This window comes from Arthrobacter sp. Soil762 (assembly GCF_001428335.1).
Taxonomy (GTDB): domain Bacteria; phylum Actinomycetota; class Actinomycetes; order Actinomycetales; family Micrococcaceae; genus Arthrobacter.
This window is the reverse complement of sequence record NZ_LMSG01000019.1, coordinates 439969-461997: the sequence shown is the minus strand read 5'-3', so window position 1 is coordinate 461997 and position 22029 is coordinate 439969. Positions and strand designations below refer to the sequence as shown.

The window sequence follows — 22029 nt, the reverse complement described above, 5'->3', positions numbered from 1 at the left end:
ACTACTCTAGTCGATGATGGTTCCGCTGACCGGGTCGCCGGTGCCGCCGGCGGCGCGGATCATGTCGCGGGCGTTGGTGGCGGTGATCTCGATGGTCTCCAGTGCGCGGCGGATCGTGTCCTGGTCCGCTGCCTCACCCTTGGCGCGTTCCTTCTCCACCACCTGGATCTGGACCTGGACGATCTTGAAGGAGTGGTCCAGCTTGAGGTCGCGGACTTCGTCCGCTTCGGTCCGTTCGTACACCACCCGGGTGCCGCCGTGGTCGGCGGAGGAGGACGACGGCGCGCGGCCGGCTGCGCTGTTGAAGGCGTTCTGGGCCTCGGTCAGCTTGGCTCCGGCTTTTTTGGCGGCCTTCTGGATGCTGAACACCACGAACGCTGCAAGGGCCAGCCAGAAGGCGGCGATGATCGCCACGACCCAGCCCACAACGTCGTTCTGGTTCGCGGCAAAGATCACGGCAACGAGGAACGCGATGACAAAAACCATCATTCCCGGGCCACTGATCCGGAGCATGGAGAAGCCGCCCTTGGACCGGCCGGACGGAGTTTGAGTGTTACCCAGAGATCGCATGCGTCTATTGTCTCAAACGCAGCAGAGCCGCAACGCACCTTCCACCCCCGGCGAACACCGGGTCCGGGACGCTATTGTGCCTGATGAGGGCGCGGCGTAGCGTGAATCGGGCTAGGGGTGGAAGTTCATTCGCCTATCTGAGGACTCATCATGAAAAGTCACGCGTTCAGGACAGCCGCGGTGGCCACAGCCATCATCTCCCTTTTGGGGATCACCGCCCCTGCGGAGGCGAAACCTGGCGCCGCTCCCGCCATTCCGCTCAACACCGGCCAGGAAGCCGACCCTGTCCACACCGGGGCCGGCGGATCCTTCAGCTACACCATCGACGATGACGAGCTCTGCTATACGCTGACGGTCCGTGATCTGTCCGCTCCTGCCACGGCGGCCCACATCCACGTCGCGGCACGCAACGCGGCTGGCCCGGTTGTTATTCCGCTTGATGTGGGCAGCGGCACGGACTGGACAGTTGAAACCTGCTCTACGGAAGAATCGGCCATCCTGGCAGCCATCGAAGCCAACCCAGGCGACTACTACGTCAACGTGCATAACGCCGACTTCCCCGGCGGGGAGGTCCGCGGCCAGCTGAAGTAGGTTCCGGTTCCACTCCAAAAAGTCCGACGGCGGCCCGCACCTCAAGTGAAAGGTGCGGACCGCCGTCGGGCTTTGCTGTTAAGGAACGAAACTAGGCGATTCCCGCCTGGCGCTCCGCGGTCTCCACCACATTGGCGAGCAGCATGGCACGGGTCATCGGCCCCACGCCGCCCGGGTTCGGGGAGATCCACGAGGCGACGTCGGCAGCGGCGGGGTCCACGTCTCCGGTGACCACTGCCTTACCGTTGCCGTCGTCAACACGGCTCACGCCGACGTCGAGCACTATTGCGCCCGGCTTGAGGTCCGCCGCCTTGATCATGTGCGGGACTCCCGCGGCGGCGATCACGACGTCGGCCTGGCGGAGTTCGGCGGCCAGGTCCACGGTGCCGGTGTGCGCCAGGATGACCGTGGCGTTGACGTCCTTGCGGGTCAGCAGCAGCCCGACGGGACGGCCGATGGTCACACCGCGGCCCACCACGAGGACGCGCTTGCCCTTGAGGCTGATGCCGTGCCGGGTGAGGAGCTCCACGCAGCCCTTGGGGGTGCACGGCAGCGGCGAGGTCATGGGTCCGCTGACGTTGGCCACCAGGCGCCCCAGGTTCATTGGGTGCAGGCCGTCGGCGTCCTTATCCGGATCCATGGCCTCCAGGATGACGTCCTGGTTGATGTGCTTGGGCAAGGGAAGCTGCACGATGTAGCCGGTGCATTCCGGGTTCCCGTTCAGCTCACGGATTACAGCAAGGAGTTCGTCCTGCGTGGTTTCCTCGGGGAGGTCGCGGCGGATGGACGTGATGCCAACCTCGGCGCAGTCCTTGTGCTTGCCGCCCACGTACCAGGTGCTCCCGGGGTCGGAGCCCACCAAAACGGTGCCCAGTCCGGGGGTGACGCCCTTGGCCTTGAGTGCGGCCACGCGTTCGGTCAGCTCGGCCTTGATGGCAGCGGCGGTGGCCTTGCCGTCAAGAATCTGTGCAGTTCCAGTTTCAGTGGTCATGGATTACCACTGCTCGTGCTGCGGGTACAGCGGGAAATCGGCGCAGAGCTTGTCCACGCGGGACTGCAGTGCCTCGACGTCAGTGGCGGTGCCGGCCTTCAGTGCAGTGGCGATGATCTCTGCCACCTCGGTGAATTCGGCAGCACCGAAGCCGCGGGTGGCGAGGGCCGGGGTGCCGATGCGCAGGCCGGAGGTGACCATCGGCGGGCGGGGGTCGAACGGAACCGCATTGCGGTTTACGGTGATGCCCACGGAGTGCAGGAGGTCCTCGGCCTGCTGGCCGTCGAGCTGGGAGTTGCGCAGGTCCACCAGGACCAGGTGCACGTCGGTGCCGCCGGTGAGGACGGAGACGCCGGCGTCGGCGACGTCGGACTGGTTGAGGCGGTCAGCGATGATCTTGGCGCCTTCGAGGACACGCTCCTGGCGCTCCTTGAATTCCTCGGTGCCGGCGATCTTGAAGGCAACGGCCTTGGCTGCAATGACGTGCATGAGCGGCCCGCCCTGCTGGCCCGGGAAGACGTTGGAATTGATCTTCTTGGCCCACTCCTGCTTGGCCAGGATCACACCGGAGCGCGGGCCGGCGAGGGTCTTGTGCACGGTGGAGGTGACGACGTCGGAGTACGGCACCGGGCTCGGGTGCAGCCCCGCAGCCACCAGCCCGGCGAAGTGTGCCATGTCGGTCCAGAGCAGCGCGCCCACTTCATCGGCGATGGAGCGGAAGGCCGCGAAGTCCAGGTGGCGCGGGTAGGCGGACCAGCCGGCGATGATGACCTGGGGCTTCTCGGCGATGGCCTGTTCGCGCAGCTTGTCCATGTCAACGCGGAAGTTGTCCGGCTCCACCTGGTAGGCAGCCACGTTGTAGAGCTTGCCGGAGAAGTTGAGCTTCATGCCGTGGGTCAGGTGGCCGCCGTGGGCCAGGGACAGGCCCAGGATCTTGTCACCGGGGGTGATCATGGCGGACAGTGCTGCGGCGTTGGCCTGGGCACCGGAGTGCGGCTGGACGTTGGCGTACTCGGCACCGAACAGTGCCTTGACGCGGTCGATGGCCAGCTGCTCGGCGATATCCACATATTCGCAGCCGCCGTAGTAACGGCGGCCCGGGTAGCCTTCGGCGTACTTGTTGGTCAGGACCGAGCCCTGGGCTTCCATCACAGCGCGCGGGGCAAAGTTTTCGGAGGCGATCATTTCCAGGGTGCCGCGCTGGCGGCCAAGTTCCTGGCTGAGGACTGCTGCGATTTCGGGGTCAAGCTCGGCCAGCGACTGGTTGCTGACGGCTGCTGTTGTGGTGGCGGTAGTAGTCACGAAAAACTCCTGGCTAGGGATACGGGCACTGCTAAGGTCAGGCTACCGGCTGGCGCACATCACCGCCCCTTGATGACAGGGCATGAAAGCGAACCGCATCCTCAGAGGGTGCAGCTCCGGTAAGACATGACCCTCGGCCCAGGCGTACGATCCGTGGTCTTCGTGATTGCCACTCCCTGGTGGTTAGCCACCCAACGCCAGTTGCGACCCCACCAGACTACCAAACGCGGGCGGGCCGCACGGGTAGGCTTGTACTCGTGACTGAAGAGCAGCTGAACCGAGCTTACGTATTGACATTGTCCTGCCCGGACCGCCCCGGAATTGTCCACGCCGTGGCCGGAGCGCTGCTGGTGGCGGGCTGTAATATTTTGGACTCGCAGCAGTATGGCAGCCCCGCAACCGGCAACTTCTTTATGCGGGTGGAAGCGACGACGACGGCCTCCCGGGCCGAGGTCCGGGCCGCACTTGAGCCGGTGGTCCACTCCTTCGGCATGCAGTGGAGCCTCAACCCCGTGGGCCAGAAGGTGCGCACGCTCCTGATGGCCAGCACGTCCGCGCACTGCCTCAACGACATCCTGTTCCAGCAGCGCTCCGGCACCCTGCCCATCGAGATCCCGGCCATCGTCTCCAACCACCGTGACCTCGCCGGGCTGGCCGAGTTCTACGGCATCCCGTTCCACCACATCCCGGTCACCCCGGACACCAAGGCCCAGGCCGAGGACAAGCTGCGTGCCCTCATGGCCGAGCACGACATCGAACTGACCGTCCTGGCCCGCTACATGCAGATCATTTCGGATGACCTGTGCGCGGAGCTCACCGGCAAGGCCATCAATATCCACCACTCGTTCCTGCCGTCCTTCAAGGGCGCCAAGCCCTACCACCAGGCTCATGCCCGCGGCGTGAAGCTGATCGGCGCCACTGCCCACTACGTCACGGCTGCGCTGGACGAGGGCCCCATCATCGAGCAGGAAGTCATCCGCGTGGACCACGCCCGCACTCCGGAGCAGTTCGTGCAGATGGGCCGGGACGTGGAAGGCCGCACTTTGACGCAGGCCGTCCAATGGCATGCCGAACACCGAGTGCTGCTGGACGGCAACCGGACAGTGGTCTTTAACTAAACGGGCTTAACTGACGGGCTTCAAATGACGGATGGGGACCAGCATGGACGCAGCATCCGAGGTGGCGATGGAGGAACCCGGCAGCGAGCAGCGCCTCGCCGAGTTCTACAACCGCCGCGCCGCATCCGGCTGGGATCATCCGCTGGCGCCCCGGCGGGTGGAACAGTGCGGACGATTCATTGCCCTGCTTAAGTCCGAGCGCCGCCATAACGTCCTTGAGATCGGCTCGGGCATGGGGCTCGATGGCCTGCAGTTCCTCCGGGCCGGCATTCATTACACCGGCGTTGACCTCTCCGAGGAGCACGTCCGGCTGGCCCGCTCCAAGGGCCTCGACGTCTCCGTGGCCAGCGCCCGGCAGCTGCCCTTTGCGGACGGAACGTTTCCGGCGGTCTGGACCATGAGCACGCTGTTGCACGTCCCCGCCACTGATATCGACGGCGTCCTGCGCGAACTGGTGCGCGTCACGGCACCCGGCGCGCCCATCGCCGTCGGCCTCTGGTCCGGTGAGGATGAAGAGGTCCTGAACCCCGAGGACGACGTCGAACCCCGGTTCTTCAGCCGGCGCAGCGACGCGACGGTGCGGCGGGTCTTTGGCCGGCATGGTGCGATCGAGGATTTTGTCACATGGCCGGAAGGCACCGGCGAGGAATCCGGCCCGGGCGCCGGGAACTGGACACAGCACTACCAGTTCCTGATCCTCCGCACACCCGCCTCCGGGGCACGGATGTCCTAGGCTTGGCCCATGGCTCCTCTCTACGATTTCGCCGGCGCATCACCGGCCGTCCACGACTCCGCCTTCATCGCCCCCACAGCATCGATCATCGGCAAGGCAACCCTCGCCGAGGACTCAAGCGCCTTCTATGGTGTGTCGGTCCGGGCGGACACGGCCGCCATCAGCGTCGGCGCGGGCAGCAATCTGCAGGACAACGTGGTGCTCCATGCAGATCCGGGCTTCCCCTGCACGGTCGGGGCCGGGGTCAGTGTGGGGCACGCCGCGGTAGTCCATGGCTGCACCGTGGAGGACGACTGCCTGATCGGCATGGGCGCCACTGTGCTCAACGGCGCCGTGATCGGCACCGGCTCGCTCGTGGCGGCAGGTGCCGTGGTCCTGGAAGGCACGGTAGTGCCTCCCCGGTCACTCGTGGCCGGCGTCCCCGCCAAGGTACGGCGGGAACTCACCGACGAGGAGTTCGACGGCGTGAAGCAGAATGCCGCCCGCTACGTGGAACTGGCCCGCGCGCACCGGGAGCTGCACGGCTAGTCCCACCCGCTCAGTCCAAGGCGATGGGCCCGATGGCGTCCAGGAGTTCACCGGGTCCGGGGTTGCCCGGCGCCGATGTCCCGCCCAGATGGTTCACCACACCCCAAACCGCGTTCAGGCCGGTGGTCACGGCGCCTTCGGCCCAGCCCGCCGTGAAGGACACGTCGTCCCCGGCGAGGAAGATCCCGCGCTGCGATTCGGGCAGCTTGTCCTGCTTGAAGTGCGTGAAGAGGCGCTGCTGGTAGCGGTAATGCCCCGGCAGGTTCGCTTTGAAGGCGCCCATGAAGTTGGGGTCCGCTTCCCAGGAAACCGTGATGGGCTGGCCCACGATGTGGCTGGCGATGTCCACGCCAGGGTAGATCTGCTCCAGCGAGTGCAGCATCAGCTCAACGCGTTCGTCGGCGTCCAGCGCCAGCCATTTGAGCGCGTCATCGTTCCACGTGTAGGACAGCAGGATCACGGCGGGCTTGTCCGGGCCGTCATCCAGGAGGTAGGTGGCCCTGTTCAGCCGGTCCGTCAGTGTCATGGACAGGACTTCACGGCCGGTGTCCGGGTCGACGTCCTTCCAGAACGGCCTGTCCACCATCACAAACGTCTTGGAGGACTGCATGTAGTGCGAACGCTCGATCGCAGTCCACAGTTCGGCCGGGAACAGTGCCTCCTCGGTGTGAATGCGGGTGGACAGCAGCCAGGACTGGCACGTGGTCACCACCGCAGGGTAGCTGGCCTCACGGCCCCAGCGCTCCCTGATCCGGAGGTCGCCATCGGCATCGCGGCTGATCCTGCCCACAGCCCCGCGGGGCGTGCCGGAGTGGAGCGACGCCAGGGACGTTCCGTCCGGCCAGTGGGCCATGCCCGACGGCGCGTGCTGCCATAGTGCCTCGGGCAGCCGTTGGGCTCCCCCGCTGATGAGCCGGTGCTGGTCATCGGCGTCGGTGTAGACCACGCGGAGGATTTCGAGGATGGAGTTGGGGAAGTCGGTGTCCCAGCCACCGGTGCCAAAACCCACCTGGCCGAAGGCCTCCCGGTGCGCAAAGCCGGCTTCCTTGAATGACTCGCTCCCGGCGATGAACCCATAGAAGGTCTGCTCGTCCATGAGCGGCAGCAGCTCGTTCCAGAGTTCCTTGATCCGGCCCGTGTCCCGGGCCCGGATGGCCTCCTGCATTTCGACGAACTTCGCGCCGTCGTTCACCGCGGCCTTCCAGGCATCGGCCACCTCGCGGAAGAACGGCGGCAGGTCCTGGGCGGTCTCGGCGTAGTACTTCTGGCCGGCCAGTTCGATCACGGTGCTGGACGTGACGGGTGCCAGCGGGTTGGGGAAATCCTGGGTGTCCAGGCCCAGCAGGTCCACGTAGTGGTAGAAAGCCCTGCCCGACACGGGGAACCGCATGCCGCCCAGATCGGCCACCACGCCGGGAGCGGACGGAAAACCGGCCGTCCGCAAGCGGCCGCCGATCTGGTCCGCTTCATAGATGACAGGGCGCAGGCCCAGCTTCATCAGTTCGTAGGCCGTGACGAGGCCCGAAAGGCCCGCCCCTACAACTGCCACCTCGGTGCCGTACAGCTCCGGCGGAACCGCGCCGAGCCCTGCCGGATGGGCGAGGTAGTGGTCGTAGCTGAACGGAAAATCGGGGTTCAGCATGGTGATGGGACCAGCCTGGGTGCTGGACGGGTCAGAAGCCGGGAGTTCGGTGGCGACGGTCATGAAAGCTCTGCCTTCGATTGTTCGGGGGTGGACGGCGTTGAAGATTCCGGCCTGCTCAGCTCACGGTATTCCTCGTGGCTCAGCGCCGCTACCCTGGAGTTCCGGCGTCCGTAGCCGAAGTAGGCGGCCAGGCCCACCAGCATCCAGATTCCGAAGGTCACCCAGGTGTCGGCGCCCAGGTTGGCCATGAGGTAGGCGCACATGAGCGCTCCGAGGATGGGCGTGAGCGGAAACAGCGGGACCCGGAAGGTCCGCTTGAGTTCGGGCCGGGTGCGGCGCAGGTAGATCACGGCCACGTTGACCAGGGCGAAGGCGAACAGGGTTCCGATGCTGGTGGCGTCAGCCAAGGCGCCGAGTGGAACCAGGCCGGCCGTGACTGCCACGAGGAGGCCCACGATCAGGGTGCCGGCAACCGGTGTGCCGGTCCTCGCGGAGACCCGGCCGAAGATTTTTGGAATGAGCCCGTCGCGGGCCATGGAGAGAAGAATGCGCGTCTGTCCGTAAAGGACAGTCAGCACGATGCTGGCGATGGCAAGGACCGCGCCGACGGCGAAGACCAGGGCGATCCACGGCTGTCCGGTGGTTTCCTCAAGGATCTTCACGAGTGCTGCTTCATTACCGTCGAACCAGCCCCAGGGACGGGCGCCGACGGCCGCGACGGCAACCAGGACATAGATGGTGGTGACGATCAGCATGGAGAGCATGATGGCCCGCGGCAGGTCGCGCTTGGGATTGCGGGCTTCCTCACCGGCCGTGGACGCCGCGTCGAAGCCGATGTAGGAGAAGAAGACGCTGGACGCGGCGGCTGAGACACCAGCTGCGCCCATGGGCAGGAGAGGCTCGAAGTTGCCGGCGCTGAAGGCGGTGAAAGCCACGGCGCAGAAGAAGATCAGGATTCCCACCTTGATCACCACGATGGCGGTGTTAATCCAGGCGCTTTCCTTGGCGCCGCGAACCAGCAGGATCATGGCGAGCAGAACGATGACCATCGCCGGGACGTTCATCACGCCGCCGTCTCCGGGTGGCTGGGAGATTGCGTCGGGCAGGAACTGGCCGAAGACCGCCAGGGACTCGTTCACGTACTGGCCGGCCCCAACTGCCACCGCCGCGACCGAGACTGCGTATTCGAGCACGAGGCACCAGCCACAGATCCAGGCCATGCCCTCGCCCAAAGTGGCGTAGCTGTAGGAATAGCTGGAACCTGCCACCGGAACCAGGCCGGCCATTTCGGCGTAGGACACCGCGGACAGCAGGGCGGCGAGTCCAGCGATGGCAAAGGAGATCCAGATGGCCGGCCCGGCCAGCGGAACCGATTCGCCCAGGATCACCAGAATACCGGTTCCCAGGGTCGCGCCGACGCTGATCATGGTCAACTGGAAAACGCCAAAGCTGCGGATCAGGCGGGTGCCGCCATGGCCTGTTTCGGCCTCATTGACCATCTGTCCGATCGGCTTGCGGCGCAGCAGCTGCGCGGCCAGGCCGGGCCTGCCGGCAGGCGGTGCCGGCCGGCGTTCTGTGTAGGTGGGCACAGTCATCGTTGACGTCCGTTCGTGAGTAGTTGTCGTTTCCCCTCGCCCAGCTTAGGCATGTGAGCCACCTCTCATAATTGTGCAAAATGACCTATAGTGTTCTGGCATGAGACGTAATGCACAACAGACCAGCACGCCTTCGGCAGTGCTTTCCGGCCGGGTCAGCGTTGATCTGGCCGCGATTTCCGATAATGTCCGCGCCCTCCGGAAACTCACTCCCGCACCGCACTTCATGGCGGTGGTGAAAGGCAACGCCTATGGCCACGGGCTTGTCGAGGTGGCGCAGGCTGCCCTGTCTGCCGGCGCTGACTGGCTCGGAACGGCACAGCTCACGGAGGCTCTTGCGCTACGCCGCGCAGGCATCACGGCGCCGGTGCTGTCCTGGCTGTACCTCGCCACAGCGTCCAGCGAGATCATTCGCGAAGCTGTGGAAAACGACGTGGACCTGTCCTTGGGCAGCACCGCCCAGCTGGAAGTCGTGGCCGGCATTGCCCGCACGCTCGGAAGGCCGGCCGCGGTCCACCTTGAGCTGGACAGCGGGTTGAGCCGCGGCGGCGCCCGCGCGGAAGACTGGCTTGACCTCGTGGCCGCCGCACGCAACGCCGAGCGCGAGGGGACCCTCACTGTCCGGGGCGTCTGGACCCACTTGGCCTGGGCCGACGTACCGGCCCATCCAGGGAACGCCGCAGCGGTGGAAGCCTTCGGGGAAGCCGTACGGCAGGCCAGGGAAGGCGGCCTGGACCCGGAGCTGAGGCATGTGTCCAGCTCTGCCAACATCCTGGACCGCGCTGAGTTTGCCTTCGACATGGTGCGGGCCGGGCTGGCCATCTATGGCCTGGCGCCCGCCGACCATCTTGACCCCGCGGATTTCGGGCTGCGCCCGGCCCTGACTGTCACGGCTCCCGTGGTGCTCATGAAGAAGGTTCCGGCCGGCACCGGCGTGAGCTACGAACACCAGGCCATCACCCATGAGGCAAGGTACCTGGGGCTGATCCCCCTCGGCTATGCGGACGGTATCCCGAAAGGCATCTCGGGACGCAACATTGTCCAACTGGGCGGCAGGCGGGTGCCCGTGATCGGCAAGGTGTGCATGGACCAGTTCATGGTGGACCTCGGCCCGGAAGCCCACGGAGTTTCCGTCGGCGACACGGCCGTGCTGTTCGGTGATCCGGGCACCGGGGCGGCGAGCGCGGACGAATGGGGCTCGGCCATCGGCAGCCACGGCGACGAAATCATCAACCGGATCGCGCCGCGCCTGCCCAGGGCCTACGAGTGCCCCGACTACCAGGAACCTGAAGACGGTGTGCCGCATGTCGCCTGAAGCTGCCGCCGGAGCGGGAACCAGAGCCGTAACCGGAAGGGGGACCGGTGCGGAGCGGCTCAGCGCCGTCACGTTGGAGCAGTTCCTGGAAAAGTTGCCGCCGGAGTTGACGATTCTGCACGACGGCGGCAACGGTTCCGGCCTGCTGCGCTGGGTGGAGCCCAGCGAGCTGGAGGACCCCACGCCGTACCTGCTCGACGGTGAGTTCCTCCTCACGGCGGGTCTGCCGTTTGTGGGCGAGGCAGGCAACCAGCCCCGGGTCGACGCGTACGTGCGGCGTCTGGTGGGAGCCGGGGTGGGGGCCCTGGGCTTCGGGCTGGAACCCTACTTCGACGCAGTGCCGGAGGCACTGGTGAAGGCCTGCGTCCGGCATAACCTGACTCTGGTTCAGGTACCAGGCACTGTGCCGTTCGCTGCCATCGGGCTGGAATTTTCGCAGCTGCTCGAATCGGATAACGCCAAAGCCTTCAGGCAGCTGGCGGACATCAACCGGCAGCTGATGCGCGCAGTCCTCTCCGCCCGCCCCGAGCATGAACTCCTGGCCGCACTGGCCCAGCGGGTTCCCGTGTGGGCAGTGCTGGTCGGCGCGGACGGAAGGGTCCGCGCCCGGGCGGGCACCGGCGTCGAACGTCCCGCCCTGCAGCAGATCCTCGACCGGCTGCTCGGCGGCAGCGGCCCCCGGGTGGAAATGGATTCCTTCGACATTCCCGGCTCTGCCCTGGTGTTCGGGCACCCCCTCCGGAGCACCAAGGACGCCACCCTCGGCGCTTTGATTCTCGGGACGGACAGGGCGCTGACCCCGGCGCAGAACAGTGTGGTGTCCTCGGTAGTGGGGCTGCTGGAACTGCTGGTCCGCCAGCGCACCAGCGGCTCGCTCGCCCCCAGCCAGCTGGCAACGGCGCTGCTGCTGCATCCGGAGAGCCTGGCCGCCGGCTCAACCCGGCAGCTGAACGCCCTCAGGGACCTCCTGGCGCAAAGCGTTTCCGGAACCCGGTCCGGTGCCCTCCGGGTGGTTCAGGGCGTGCGGGCGGACGCGTCGGCGCCCGCGTCGGCCGATGGCCCTGTCAGGGAACTGCTGCAGTGGCGCAGGCTGTTCGACACGAAGATGGTGGAACTGACGGACTATGGGTTTGCCGCCGTCACCCGGTTCAAGGTGGACGACACGCTGCTGCATGAAGTGGAGGAACTGGGCTGGCGCCTGGTGGTGGGCGATCCGACGGAAATGGCCGGACTTCCTGCCGCATACCAGCGCGCGGCGTCGCTGCGGGCCCGCGTCCAGGCCAGCGGAGAAAGCGTGCGCGTGGATGACGTGACGTGGTCGGTCACGGGGCTGTTGGGCCGCAGCGCCGGCACCATGCTTGCCGCCCGGCTGCTGGAACCGATCCTGGCGCAGGAGCCTGACCGAATCAGCCCCCAACTCAGTGTCCTGAAGTCGTGGCTGGGCGAAAACGGCAACTGGGATGCCACTGCCAAGGTCCTGGGGATGCACCGGAACAGCGTGCGGCGCCAGATCAACGCACTGGCCGAGCTGCTGGCCACGGACCTTGGCTCCGCCCAGGTGCGGGCAGAGCTGTGGATTGCCCTGCAGTACGTGGACAGCCTGGAGGACGGGTAGGGCAAGATGCCTCAGATGCCCCAGAACCGGTAGAGCTCCGGGCGGCGTTCCCGGAGATAGGGCACCACGTCACGGGCATGTCGGGCGGCGTCCGGATCCACTTCGGCGAACAGGAGTTCGGCTCCCGGTCCCGCCGTGGCCAGCAGCGAACCATCCGGTCCGGCAATGACACTGCCGCCGAGGAATTCGCAGCCGTCCTCGGTTCCTGAGTGGTTGGCATAGGCGATGGTCAGCTGGCTTTCCAGCGCGCGGGCCCGGAGCAGGACCTGGGGAACTGTCTCGAAACCGTGCGCCAGTGCGGTGGGCACCAGGAGCAGCTCTGCCCCACCCAGCGCGGCGGCCCTGACCGTTTCCGGAAATTCCACGTCATAGCAGATCACCATTGACGTCCGGAAGCCGTTGAAATCGACGACGGCGGGACCCGCCTCCGCGGGGCTGAACGCCGCGCGTTCGTCATCGCCAAAGAGGTGCACTTTTGCGTAGGTGAGAAGCTCACCCCCCGTGGCGTCCACGAGCGTGGAGGTGATGTGCCAGCTGCCCCTTTCCGTGACTGACGGCAGGCTGTAGACCAGTCCGATTCCGTAGCGGCGTGCGATGCCTGCCAGCGCCTCCCTGATGGCGGGAAGCCCAGTGGGGTCCAGCTCCGCGCGAACCCTCACCGGGGCATAGCCCACGGCAAACAGTTCGGGAGTGACAAGGACTGCTGCGCCTGCCGCGGCAGCCGCCCGGGCCGCCGCATCCAGGGCAGCGCAGTTCGCATCGACGTCCAGCACGCGGGCGTTTGCCTGCATCAGGGCCAGCAGCACTGTTACCACCTCATATGATCAGGACGGCCACAGGAAGTATGTGTCCGGCTTTTCCAGCCTAGCCACCGGCCCTGAACGGCATCCCGGGCCAATTGCACCGGCCAAGCCTGGGAGTGGGCGGATCGTCCCATCATTTCGTCTTATCCGACAGACTCCTTGCGTTAACTTCTTGACTACAACAGTCAATGTAGGGCAATCTTCTTTTCATGTCCGCCACACCGCGCTCAACGAGGAGCAAGCCAAAAAATCCGGGATCCCAGTCAGCCCTCCGGCAACTGAACCAGCAACGGATCATCGAGACCCTCATGAGCGGTCCGTCCACCCAGGCCGAGCTTGCCCGCCAGACCGGCCTCTCCACCGCCACGGTCTCCAATATCGTCAAAATCATGCAGGATGCGGGCCTGGCGTCGACCGAACCGATCACCAGCTCCGGCCGCCGGGCACTCAATGTGCGGCTCAACAGCAACGGCGCGGTGGCGGTGGGGATCGACTTCGGGCGGCGGCATCTCCGTGTGGTCCTGGCGTCCCTGAGCTACCACGTGATCGCCGAGGAATCCGTCCTGCTGCCACTGGGACACCAGGCCGACGAAGGCATCCGGGCAGCCGTCGGGCTACTGGACAAACTGCTGCAGCAAAGCGGCGTGGAGCGGACCCTGGTGGTCGGCGCCGGCGTCGGGATTCCCGGCCCCATCGACCGCCGGACCGGCACCGTGGCGCAGGGCGCCATCCTCCCGGAATGGGTGGGAATCAACATCCTTCACCATCTGGAGGAAACCCTCAAAATACCCGTCTTCGTTGACAACGACGCCAATCTTGGCGCTTGGTCCGAGGTTACTTGGGGGCCACATTCGGGCGTGAGCAACCTGATGTTCCTCAAGATCGGCTCGGGCATCGGCGCGGGCCTGATCCTCAACGGCGCGCCCTACTACGGCAACGTGGGCATTACCGGCGAAATCGGCCATGCCACTATCCACGAGCACGGACTCGTGTGCCGCTGCGGCAACCGCGGCTGCCTGGAAACCATTGCCTCCACCACCACCATGATGGAGCTGCTCGGCCGCGGGGAAGACCCACCCCTCACACCTGCGGACATCGTGCGCAAAGCCCTGGCGCGCGACTCCGCAACGCTCAGGGTGGTGGACGATGCAGGCCTGGCAGTTGGACGCGCCCTGGGCAACGTCGCGAACCTGATCAACCCTGAAGTCATCGTGGTGGGCGGTCCCCTTGCGGGCCTGGGCGACCTGCTGCTCGACCCCATTCGGCGGGGGCTTATCCGGCATGCAGTGCCGGTGATCGGCGAGACCACCACACTGACGATGTCCTCACTTGGGGACCGCGCGGAGGCTTTGGGAGCAGCCGCACTGGTGTTCCAGCATGCCGGGATCCGGCGTACGTAGCCGTTTCGTTATCCCGCTAATTGCGTTAAAGACTTGACGACAACCCGTGTGATCCAGTTTACTTTTTCATCAGACGACCCTGCGCTTTGCTGGGCGGACAAAGAAGTCATGCATTGGAGGCGTAAGGACAAATGTCGTCCCACACCACGCACACTGACCCGGTCATCCTCGAGATGCGCTCAATTACCAAGGAATTTCCCGGCGTCAAGGCTTTGGCGGAAGTAAGCCTCCGGGTCAAGGCCGGCGAGATCCACGCAATCTGCGGCGAAAACGGCGCTGGCAAGTCCACGCTGATGAAGGTGCTTTCGGGCGTCTACCCGTACGGCAGCTACGACGGCGACATCGTGTACCAGACCGAGGTCCAGCAGTTCAAGGACATCCGCGCGAGCGAGCACGCCGGCATTGTGATCATCCACCAGGAGCTGGCCCTGATCCCGGAACTGTCCATCATGGAGAACATCTTCCTGGGCAACGAACCGACCAAACGCGGCGTCATCAACTGGGCGGAGGCCCGGCAGCGGTCCACGGAGCTGCTGGCCCGGGTGGGCCTCAGGGAAGACCCGGACACCCCCATCAAGGAGATCGGCGTCGGCAAGCAGCAGCTGGTGGAGATCGCCAAGGCCCTGAACAAGTCGGTCAAGATCCTCATTCTGGACGAGCCCACCGCTGCGCTCAACGAATCCGATTCCCAGCATCTCCTGGACCTGATGCTCGGCCTCAAGGGCAAGGGCATCACCTCGATCATCATTTCCCACAAGCTCAATGAGATTGAGCAGATCGCCGATTCCATCACCATCATCCGGGACGGCAAGGCGATCGAAACGCTCGACGTCAAGGCCGACGGCGTCGACGAGGACCGCATCATCAAGGGCATGGTGGGCCGGGCCCTCGAGTCCCGCTTTCCTGACCACACGCCGAAGATCGGCGAGGTGTTCTTCGAAGTCAAGGACTGGTCCGTGGGCCACCCCGCCATCCAGGACAGGCTTGTCTGCAAGGGCTCCAACTTCTTCGTACGCCGCGGGGAAATTGTGGGATTCGCCGGGCTGATGGGTGCCGGCCGCACCGAGCTGGCCCGTTCTGTCTTCGGCCGCTCGTACGGACGGTTCATCAATGGCCACATCTACAAAGACGGCAAGGAAGTCGTCCTCAAAAACGTTCGGCAGGCGATTGACGCCGGACTGGGTTATGTGACGGAGGACCGAAAGTCCCTGGGCCTGAACCTGCTCGATGACATCAAGGCCACCACAGTTTCAGCGAACCTCAAGAAGATCAGCCGAAACAGCGTGGTGGACACTGCCAAGGAATTCGCAGTAGCCGAGCAGTACCGCAAGGCACTGCGTACCAAGGCGCCCTCCGTGGAGGAAGGCGTCGCCAAGCTCTCGGGCGGCAACCAGCAGAAGGTGGTCCTGGCGAAGTGGATGTTCACGGACCCGGACCTCCTCATCCTGGATGAACCGACGCGGGGCATCGATGTGGGCGCCAAGTACGAGATCTACGGCATCATCCAGCAGTTGGCCAACCAGGGCAAGGGCGTCGTGGTCATCTCTTCCGAGCTGCCCGAGCTGCTGGGTCTTTCCGACCGCATCTACACCATCTTCGAGGGCGCCATCACCGGCGTCCTGAACAAAGAGGAAGCGAGCCAGGAAAGCCTCATGAAGCTGATGACCTCCGCCCGCAAGGCCGCCTGACCCTCTGGAATCCTCCAGATCCTTCCAGATACAAGGACTGAAACAATGAACGCGCTTAAGAAGCTTTTTGGCGGCAACACCCGCCAATTCGGGATGATTTTCGCTCTGGTCGCGCTGATCATCTTCTTCCAATTCACCACAGAGGGCCGCACGCTCACCCCGGGCAACGTCATCAACCTCTTCAATGGCAACTCGTACATCCTCATCCTCGCCATCGGCATGGTGCTGGTCATCATCGCCGGTCACATCGACCTCTCCGTAGGATCCGTGGCCGCATTTGTGGGTGTGACAGTGGCCCTGGCCATCCGCGACTGGGGTATCCCCTGGTACGCCGGAGTGCTCCTCGGCCTGCTGCTCGGTGCGCTGATCGGAGCCTGGCAAGGTCTATGGACGGCGTACGTGGGCATTCCCGCGTTCATCGTCACCCTGGCCGGCATGCTGCTGTTCCGCGGCTTCAACCAGTTCGTGGGCAAGTCCAACACCATCCCGGTACCCAATGACTTCCAGTACCTGGGTTCCGGCTACCTTCCTGAGGTTGGGCCCAGCACCGGATACAACAACCTCACCCTGCTGATCGGCCTCGCTGCTGTCACCTTTGTGATCTTCAGCGAAATCCGCCGCCGCCGGACCGCGAAGGTGCTGGGCGCCGAAGTGGCAGAGACCTGGGTGGTCGTCCTGAAGCTTGTCCTGGTCTGCGCGGCCATCCTGTACGCCACGTACCTCTTTGCCACCGGCCGTCCGGGCACGTCCTTCCCCATCCCCGGCCTGATCCTCGCCGTCCTGGTCCTGATTTACGGTTTCGTCTCCTCCAAGACCGTGGTGGGCCGCCACATTTACGCCGTGGGTGGCAACCGGCATGCAGCCGAACTCTCCGGCGTCCAGTCCAAGAAGGTCAACTTCCTGGTCATGATGAACATGTCCATCCTGGCCGGCCTCGCGGGCATGATCTTCGTGGGCCGCTCCACCGCTTCGGGCCCGTTCGACGGCGTCGGCTGGGAACTGGACGCCATCGCCGCAGTCTTCATCGGCGGCGCGGCCGTGACAGGCGGCGTGGGCACCGTGATCGGTTCCATCATCGGTGGCCTGGTCATGGCAGTCCTGAACAACGGTCTGCAGCTCCTCGGCGTCGGCGCCGACCTCACCCAGATCATTAAGGGCCTGGTCCTGCTGATCGCCGTGGCGTTCGACGTCTACAACAAGTCTCAGGGCAAGCGGTCCATCATCGGACTGATGATGCAGAACTTCAACCGCCCAACCGGCGGGCCCGGCACAACCCTGCAGCCCGACGAAACCACCTCCACCAAGGAAACGATCGCCAGGGAAGCCTGAGCGATTCAGGTTCCGGAACCAATACCCCCAAAGAGAAAGTGGACCAAGAAATGCGAATGATTGGTAAAGCAGGAAAGGCAGCAGCGATAGCTGCAATCGCAGCACTGGCGCTGACAGCCTGCGGACGGGCCGAACCCGGCACCACCAGCACTACCGGAGCCGGCGGCTTCGAGAAGAACTCCTCCATCGGCGTCGCGCTTCCCCAGAAGACCAGCGAAAACTGGGTACTGGCGGAGAAGCTGTTCAACGACGGGCTCTCCAGCGCAGGCTTCAAGCCCGACGTGCAGTTCGCCAACGGCGGCGTCTCTGAGCAGCAGAACCAGATCAGTGCCATGATCACCAAGGGCGCCAAGGTCATCATTGTCGGTGCCATCGACGGCGCCCAGCTGGGCACCCAGCTGAAGCAGGCGAAGGACTCCGGCGCGACGATCATTGCGTATGACCGGCTACTGCTCAACACCGAGAACGTGGACTACTACGTGGCCTACGACAACTTCAAGGTGGGCGTGCTGCAGGGCCAGGCGCTGCTCGACGGAATGAAGACCAAGAAGCCGACCGGCCCTTACAACATCGAGCTCTTCGCCGGTTCACCGGATGATGCCAACGCGAAGGTCTTCTTCGACGGTGCCATGAGCATCCTGAAGCCCAAGATCGACGACGGCACGCTGAAGGTACTCTCCGGCCAGGCCAGCTTCGAACAGGCCGTCACCCAGGGCTGGAAGGCTGAGAACGCCCAGCGCCGCGCCGACACCCTGCTGACCGGTTCCTATGGAACCGCTTCGCTGGACGGCGTCCTTTCACCGAACGACACCTTGGCCCGCGCTGTCCTGACTTCGGTCAAGGCCGCCGGCAAGCCGCTGCCCATCATCACCGGCCAGGACTCGGAAGTTGAATCCGTCAAGTCCATCCTTGCCGGCGAGCAGTACTCCACCATCAACAAGGACACCCGCAAGCTCGTTGAGCACGCGATCGTGATGGTCAAGGATCTCCAGGCAGGCAAGACGCCTGAGATCAACGACGACAAGTCCTACAACAACACGGTGAAGACCGTACCCGCCTTCCTGCTGCCGCCGGTCATCGTGACCGCCGCCAACGTGAAGACGGCCTACGCGGACGATCCGGTACTGGGCCCGCTGACCAAGTAACGCGGTCTAAGTAACGCGGTCTAAGTAACGCGGTCTAAGTAACGCGGTCCGCCGGTCACCACCGGTTTACATCGAATGCCCCGGCTCCCCACAGGGAGCCGGGGCATTCCGTGTCCCAACGCTCTCTCACTTAATGCACGCTTTTCACTAACGCTCTCTCAGTGCCCGCCGCCTTTCACAGCCCAAACACAGCTTCGGCCGCCTTCCTGCACAGGCCCGGCCGCGAGGGTAGGAGCAGATGCCGGCCTTCCGCTGGCCCCAGATCCTAGGAGTACAGTGAGCGTCCTTGCCCGGAGTGTTGGCAGTGCCTTCAGAAACAAGGTCCGAACAGCCGCGGTGGTGGCAGTCCTGGCCGTCGCGATCGGACTTGCGCTGGCCATGCTGGTGGCCAATCAGGCCGTCGGAGCCAAAGTCCAGGAGCTGAACGCGTCCGTCGGGACAGTCCTGACCGTCAACCCGGCCGGCGGCCAGGGCTTCGAAGGCGGCGGCGAACCGCTGACTTCCGAGCAGGCCGCCACCGCAGCGGCCGTCCCCAACGTCAGCTCCGTCGTCGGAACCAGTTCACTCCGGCTGCGGAACGCCGCCGAAGCTGCAGCGCAGGCGGCGTCCGGCACCCAAGCTGGCCCCGGCGGCGGCCAGGGCGGTCCCGCCGGACAGAACGCCACCACGTTGACCACCAGCCTTACCGCAGCCATCGACGCCGGCACCCTCGGTGGACGGAACCAGGCGGCAAACGGCACCACGGGAACCACCACCGCACAGCCGGTACACTCGCTTCCCATCACTGCGACAGGAATCGGCGGCGAAGTGGACTCCACCGGCAAGGCCCTGACCATCACCGCAGGCACCGGGCTCGGCGACTACACGGCTGAATCCGCCAACGCCCTCCTGGGAACCACCCTGGCCGAGAAGAACAACCTGACCATCGGTTCAACGTTCACCATCAACGACCAGACGTTTACCGTGGCAGGCCTCTTCGATTCAGGCACCACGTTCGGCAACAACGCCCTGTACCTGACCCTCCCCACGGCGCAGACCGTCGCGGAACTGCCGGGCGAGCTGTCATCGATGATCGTCACGGTGGACAGCATGGAAAACCTCGAGGCGGCCAAGGCCGCGCTTGAGTCCGCCCTCGGCACGGACAAGGCCGACGTCACCCAGGGCCAGAACCTGGAGTCGGCGGTCAGCTCGCTCGGCAGTGTCAAAAACATCTCCTTCATCGCCTTCGTAGCAGCCCTGGGCACCGCCGGACTGATCATCCTGCTGATCATGGTCATGCTGGTCCGCGAACGCCGCCGGGAAATCGGTGTCCTGAAGGCGATCGGAGCACCCAACCGCACGATTGGCCTGCAGTTCGTGCTGGAGGCACTGGTCCTCGTGGCCATGGGCAGCGCCGTGGGCGCCGCCGTCGCCTCCTTTGCCAGCGGCGGCATCGCTTCCGCGCTGATCAGCACCAACACCACCACGACGGCGGCAACCACCACCGGTCGCGGGGCCGCCATGGCCGGCGCTGCAGGCGGCGCCGGAATGCCGGGCGGCGGTGCTGGCTTCCCCGGCGGCGCTGGCCTTCCCTCCGGGAACCCCCTTGGTGGCGCTTCCCAGCTGCTGACATCGGTCACCGCCAGCGCCTCCCCCGGCGTCATCGCCGCCGGCATCGCAGCGGTGTTCGGCGTGGCCATCATCGGCGCGCTGGTCCCTGCACTGCTCACGGCACGCATCCGTCCCATCGAAGTCCTGCGAGGAGAATAGCCATGATTGAAGTCAAGAACCTGGTCCGCACTTTCAACTCCGGTGACCGCACCATCAAGCCGGTCAACGACGTCAGTTTTGTTCTGGAGCAGGGCACGCTGGCGTCCATTGTCGGCAAGAGCGGCAGCGGCAAGAGCACACTGTTGTCCCTCCTGGGTGCGTTGGACAAACCGACCAGCGGAGACGTCTTCGTCAACGGCGTGAGCCTGGCCGGGATGCCGGACGGCAAGCTGACCGAGTACCGGCGCCGGGATATCGGGTTCGTTTTCCAGCAGTTCAACCTGATCCCGAATCTTTCTGCGATGGACAACGTCATGCTGCCCATGGAGTTCGCGGGCGTGCACAGGACGGAGCGTCGGCAGCGGGCAACGGACCTTCTGGAGCAGGTGCAGCTGGACCCGGAGAAACAGGTGCGGCGCATCAACCGGCTGTCCGGCGGCGAGCAGCAGCGCGTGGCAATTGCCCGGGCGCTGGCCAACGAACCCAAGCTGATCCTCGCGGACGAACCCACCGGCAACCTGGATGAGCAGACGGGCGATCACATCATTGAGCTGCTCAGCTCGCTCAGCCGTGACCACAACACCACCATCCTCGTGGTCACGCACGACAAGGCGTTGGCCAACAAGACGGACCGCCGCTTCAGGCTCCAGCAGGGCAGGCTGACGGAAGAACCGGCGCGCGCCTTGGTCTGACGCCCGCACTGGTCACAATGAGAGGATGGGCACCATGAGCGCGCCCATTGCCACACCGTGGCTGTCCACCCAGTCCGATCCGGATCCCCGGTCTGCCACCGGAAAACGCCTGCGGTGGGGCGTCATAGCCACCGGCGGGATCGCGCGGTCAGTGTCGCAGGACCTGGCACTGCTCCCAGACGCCGAGCTCTATGCCGTCAGTTCCCGCTCACAGGGCACTGCGGAGAGTTTCGCGGCGGACTACGGTTTCGCCAAGGCCTACGGGGACGACGACGGCGTGCCCGGCTACCAGCGGCTGCTCGCCGATGACTCGGTGGACGTTGTCTACGTCGCCACCCCGCACGCCCAGCACCACCAGATTGTGCTCGCTGCGCTCAATGCGGGCAAGCACGTCCTGTGCGAAAAGGCGTTCACCATCAACGGCAGGGAAGCGAGCGATCTCGTCGCACTTGCCCGGGAGCGGAAGCTCTTCCTCATGGAGGCAGTGTGGTCCCGCTTCCTCCCGGGCATGCAGCGGGCGTTCGAGATTGCCGCGTCCGGGGAGCTCGGGGACGTGCACTGGGTGAGCGCTGACCTGGGTTTTCCCGCGCCCTATTCCCCGACGTCCAGGTTGTGGGCCAGACAGGACGGTGGCGGCGCCCTCCTGGACATCTCGGTCTACCCCCTGCTGTGGGCAGTGGGAACACTGGGGTTCCCGCAGACCGTCAGTGCCACCGGCTTCATTAATGACGACGGCGTGGACGCCCAGAATGCGTTGACGCTCGGCTACAACCATGGTGCCCAGGCCCAGCTGACGTCCTCGCTCTTGGCGTACGGTCCGCGGACTGCCACCGTGGCCGGCAGCCTGGGCTACCTCCAGAGTGTCGGTTCCATCAACAATCCGCGGGAGTTGGTGATCGGCATCGGACGGGAGGGCCTGCGCACGGAGGCGTTCGACGTCGTCGGCATCGGCTATACCTACGAACTGCGCGAGGTGACGCGCTGCATCCAACAGGGTCTGACCGAGAGCCCGGTCATGCCGTTGGAGGATTCCATCAAAACCATGCGACTATTTGACGGAGTGCGCGGGCAACTGGGGGTTAGCTACCCGAACGATGCCCATTGAAGGGCAGAATCTCTCCGTTCGGGCCTATGACTTTTTTGTAAATAAGTTTTGACACTCCAGTTTCGAATATCGATGGCTGAGTGACAAGTTAGTAAGCTTGCTGGATTTATTTTCC

At 65.1% G+C, this 22029-nt stretch carries 19 protein-coding genes; 13 read left to right on the top strand and 6 right to left on the bottom strand.

Annotated elements, in window-relative coordinates:
- Nucleotides 1-6: 6 nt before the first annotated feature.
- Nucleotides 7-570: a hypothetical protein gene (locus ASG77_RS16070; protein WP_056347258.1), complete on the bottom strand. Its 564-nt coding sequence runs from the start codon at nt 568-570 to the stop codon at nt 7-9.
- A 150-nt stretch (nt 571-720) separates the two neighbouring features.
- Here ASG77_RS16070 and ASG77_RS16065 point away from each other — a divergent pair, with 150 nt between their 5' ends.
- Nucleotides 721-1161 carry a CHRD domain-containing protein gene (locus tag ASG77_RS16065; RefSeq protein WP_056347257.1) on the top strand — a complete coding sequence of 147 codons (441 nt, stop codon included), beginning with the start codon at nt 721-723 and terminating at the stop codon, nt 1159-1161.
- A gap of 91 nt (nt 1162-1252) precedes the next feature.
- Here the strand turns inward: ASG77_RS16065 and ASG77_RS16060 are convergent, their stop codons facing one another.
- Both ASG77_RS16060 and glyA read right to left on the bottom strand, forming a co-directional pair.
- Entirely contained in the window at nt 1253-2152 is a 900-nt protein-coding gene (locus ASG77_RS16060) for a bifunctional methylenetetrahydrofolate dehydrogenase/methenyltetrahydrofolate cyclohydrolase (RefSeq protein WP_056347255.1), read from the bottom strand.
- Between the two features lie 3 nt (nt 2153-2155).
- Nucleotides 2156-3454 carry a serine hydroxymethyltransferase gene (gene glyA, locus ASG77_RS16055; RefSeq protein WP_056347252.1) on the bottom strand — a complete coding sequence of 433 codons (1299 nt, stop codon included), beginning with the start codon at nt 3452-3454 and terminating at the stop codon, nt 2156-2158.
- Between the two features lie 257 nt (nt 3455-3711).
- Between glyA and purU the strand changes: the two genes are divergently transcribed.
- The 3 genes from purU to ASG77_RS16040 are packed head-to-tail and all read left to right on the top strand — an operon-like array spanning nt 3712 to nt 5833.
- Nucleotides 3712-4572 carry a formyltetrahydrofolate deformylase gene (gene purU, locus ASG77_RS16050; RefSeq protein ID WP_056347250.1) on the top strand — a complete coding sequence of 287 codons (861 nt, stop codon included), beginning with the start codon at nt 3712-3714 and terminating at the stop codon, nt 4570-4572.
- 43 nt (nt 4573-4615) lie between these two features.
- Nucleotides 4616-5305, top strand: coding sequence for a class I SAM-dependent methyltransferase (locus tag ASG77_RS16045; RefSeq protein WP_056347388.1), 690 nt, complete (start codon nt 4616-4618; stop codon nt 5303-5305).
- A 9-nt stretch (nt 5306-5314) separates the two neighbouring features.
- Complete coding sequence (locus ASG77_RS16040) at nt 5315-5833, top strand: gamma carbonic anhydrase family protein (protein ID WP_056347248.1); 519 nt, start codon at nt 5315-5317, stop codon at nt 5831-5833.
- A 10-nt stretch (nt 5834-5843) separates the two neighbouring features.
- Here ASG77_RS16040 and ASG77_RS16035 read toward each other — a convergent pair whose 3' ends face one another.
- Nucleotides 5844-7538, bottom strand: coding sequence for a flavin monoamine oxidase family protein (locus ASG77_RS16035; protein ID WP_200950782.1), 1695 nt, complete (start codon nt 7536-7538; stop codon nt 5844-5846).
- On the bottom strand, nt 7535-9073 hold the full coding sequence (locus tag ASG77_RS16030; RefSeq protein WP_056347246.1) for an amino acid permease: 1539 nt from the start codon (nt 9071-9073) through the stop codon (nt 7535-7537). Before ASG77_RS16030 ends, ASG77_RS16035 begins: the two co-directional genes overlap by 4 nt.
- A gap of 100 nt (nt 9074-9173) precedes the next feature.
- On the opposite strand from ASG77_RS16030, the gene alr reads away from it, so the two are divergent.
- Nucleotides 9174-10388 (top strand): alanine racemase, encoded by a 1215-nt coding sequence (gene alr, locus ASG77_RS16025; protein ID WP_056347244.1) that lies wholly within the window; start codon nt 9174-9176, stop codon nt 10386-10388.
- Nucleotides 10378-12003 carry a PucR family transcriptional regulator gene (locus ASG77_RS16020; RefSeq protein ID WP_082576091.1) on the top strand — a complete coding sequence of 542 codons (1626 nt, stop codon included), beginning with the start codon at nt 10378-10380 and terminating at the stop codon, nt 12001-12003. Before alr ends, ASG77_RS16020 begins: the two co-directional genes overlap by 11 nt.
- 11 nt (nt 12004-12014) lie before the next feature.
- Here ASG77_RS16020 and ASG77_RS16015 read toward each other — a convergent pair whose 3' ends face one another.
- Nucleotides 12015-12809 (bottom strand): carbon-nitrogen hydrolase family protein, encoded by a 795-nt coding sequence (locus ASG77_RS16015; RefSeq protein WP_235564581.1) that lies wholly within the window; start codon nt 12807-12809, stop codon nt 12015-12017.
- Between the two features lie 206 nt (nt 12810-13015).
- Here ASG77_RS16015 and ASG77_RS16010 point away from each other — a divergent pair, with 206 nt between their 5' ends.
- The 7 genes from ASG77_RS16010 (at nt 13016) to ASG77_RS15980 (ending at nt 21914) form a co-directional block, all read left to right on the top strand.
- Entirely contained in the window at nt 13016-14206 is a 1191-nt protein-coding gene (locus ASG77_RS16010) for an ROK family transcriptional regulator (RefSeq protein WP_056347241.1), read from the top strand.
- Nucleotides 14207-14337: 131 nt separating this feature from the next.
- Nucleotides 14338-15894: a multiple monosaccharide ABC transporter ATP-binding protein gene (gene mmsA, locus ASG77_RS16005; protein WP_056347239.1), complete on the top strand. Its 1557-nt coding sequence runs from the start codon at nt 14338-14340 to the stop codon at nt 15892-15894.
- A 45-nt stretch (nt 15895-15939) separates the two neighbouring features.
- Nucleotides 15940-17223, top strand: coding sequence for a multiple monosaccharide ABC transporter permease (gene mmsB / locus ASG77_RS16000; protein WP_056347237.1), 1284 nt, complete (start codon nt 15940-15942; stop codon nt 17221-17223).
- A 50-nt stretch (nt 17224-17273) separates the two neighbouring features.
- Complete coding sequence (locus ASG77_RS15995; protein ID WP_056347235.1) at nt 17274-18368, top strand: substrate-binding domain-containing protein; 1095 nt, start codon at nt 17274-17276, stop codon at nt 18366-18368.
- A 276-nt stretch (nt 18369-18644) separates the two neighbouring features.
- A complete protein-coding gene (locus ASG77_RS15990; protein ID WP_056347233.1) occupies nt 18645-20117 on the top strand; it encodes an ABC transporter permease in 1473 nt (490 codons plus the stop codon).
- Between the two features lie 2 nt (nt 20118-20119).
- Entirely contained in the window at nt 20120-20809 is a 690-nt protein-coding gene (locus ASG77_RS15985) for an ABC transporter ATP-binding protein (RefSeq protein WP_056347232.1), read from the top strand.
- Nucleotides 20810-20843: 34 nt separating this feature from the next.
- Nucleotides 20844-21914, top strand: a complete 1071-nt coding sequence (locus ASG77_RS15980; protein WP_056347380.1) for a Gfo/Idh/MocA family protein — start codon at nt 20844-20846, stop codon at nt 21912-21914.
- Nucleotides 21915-22029: the final 115 nt, after the last annotated feature.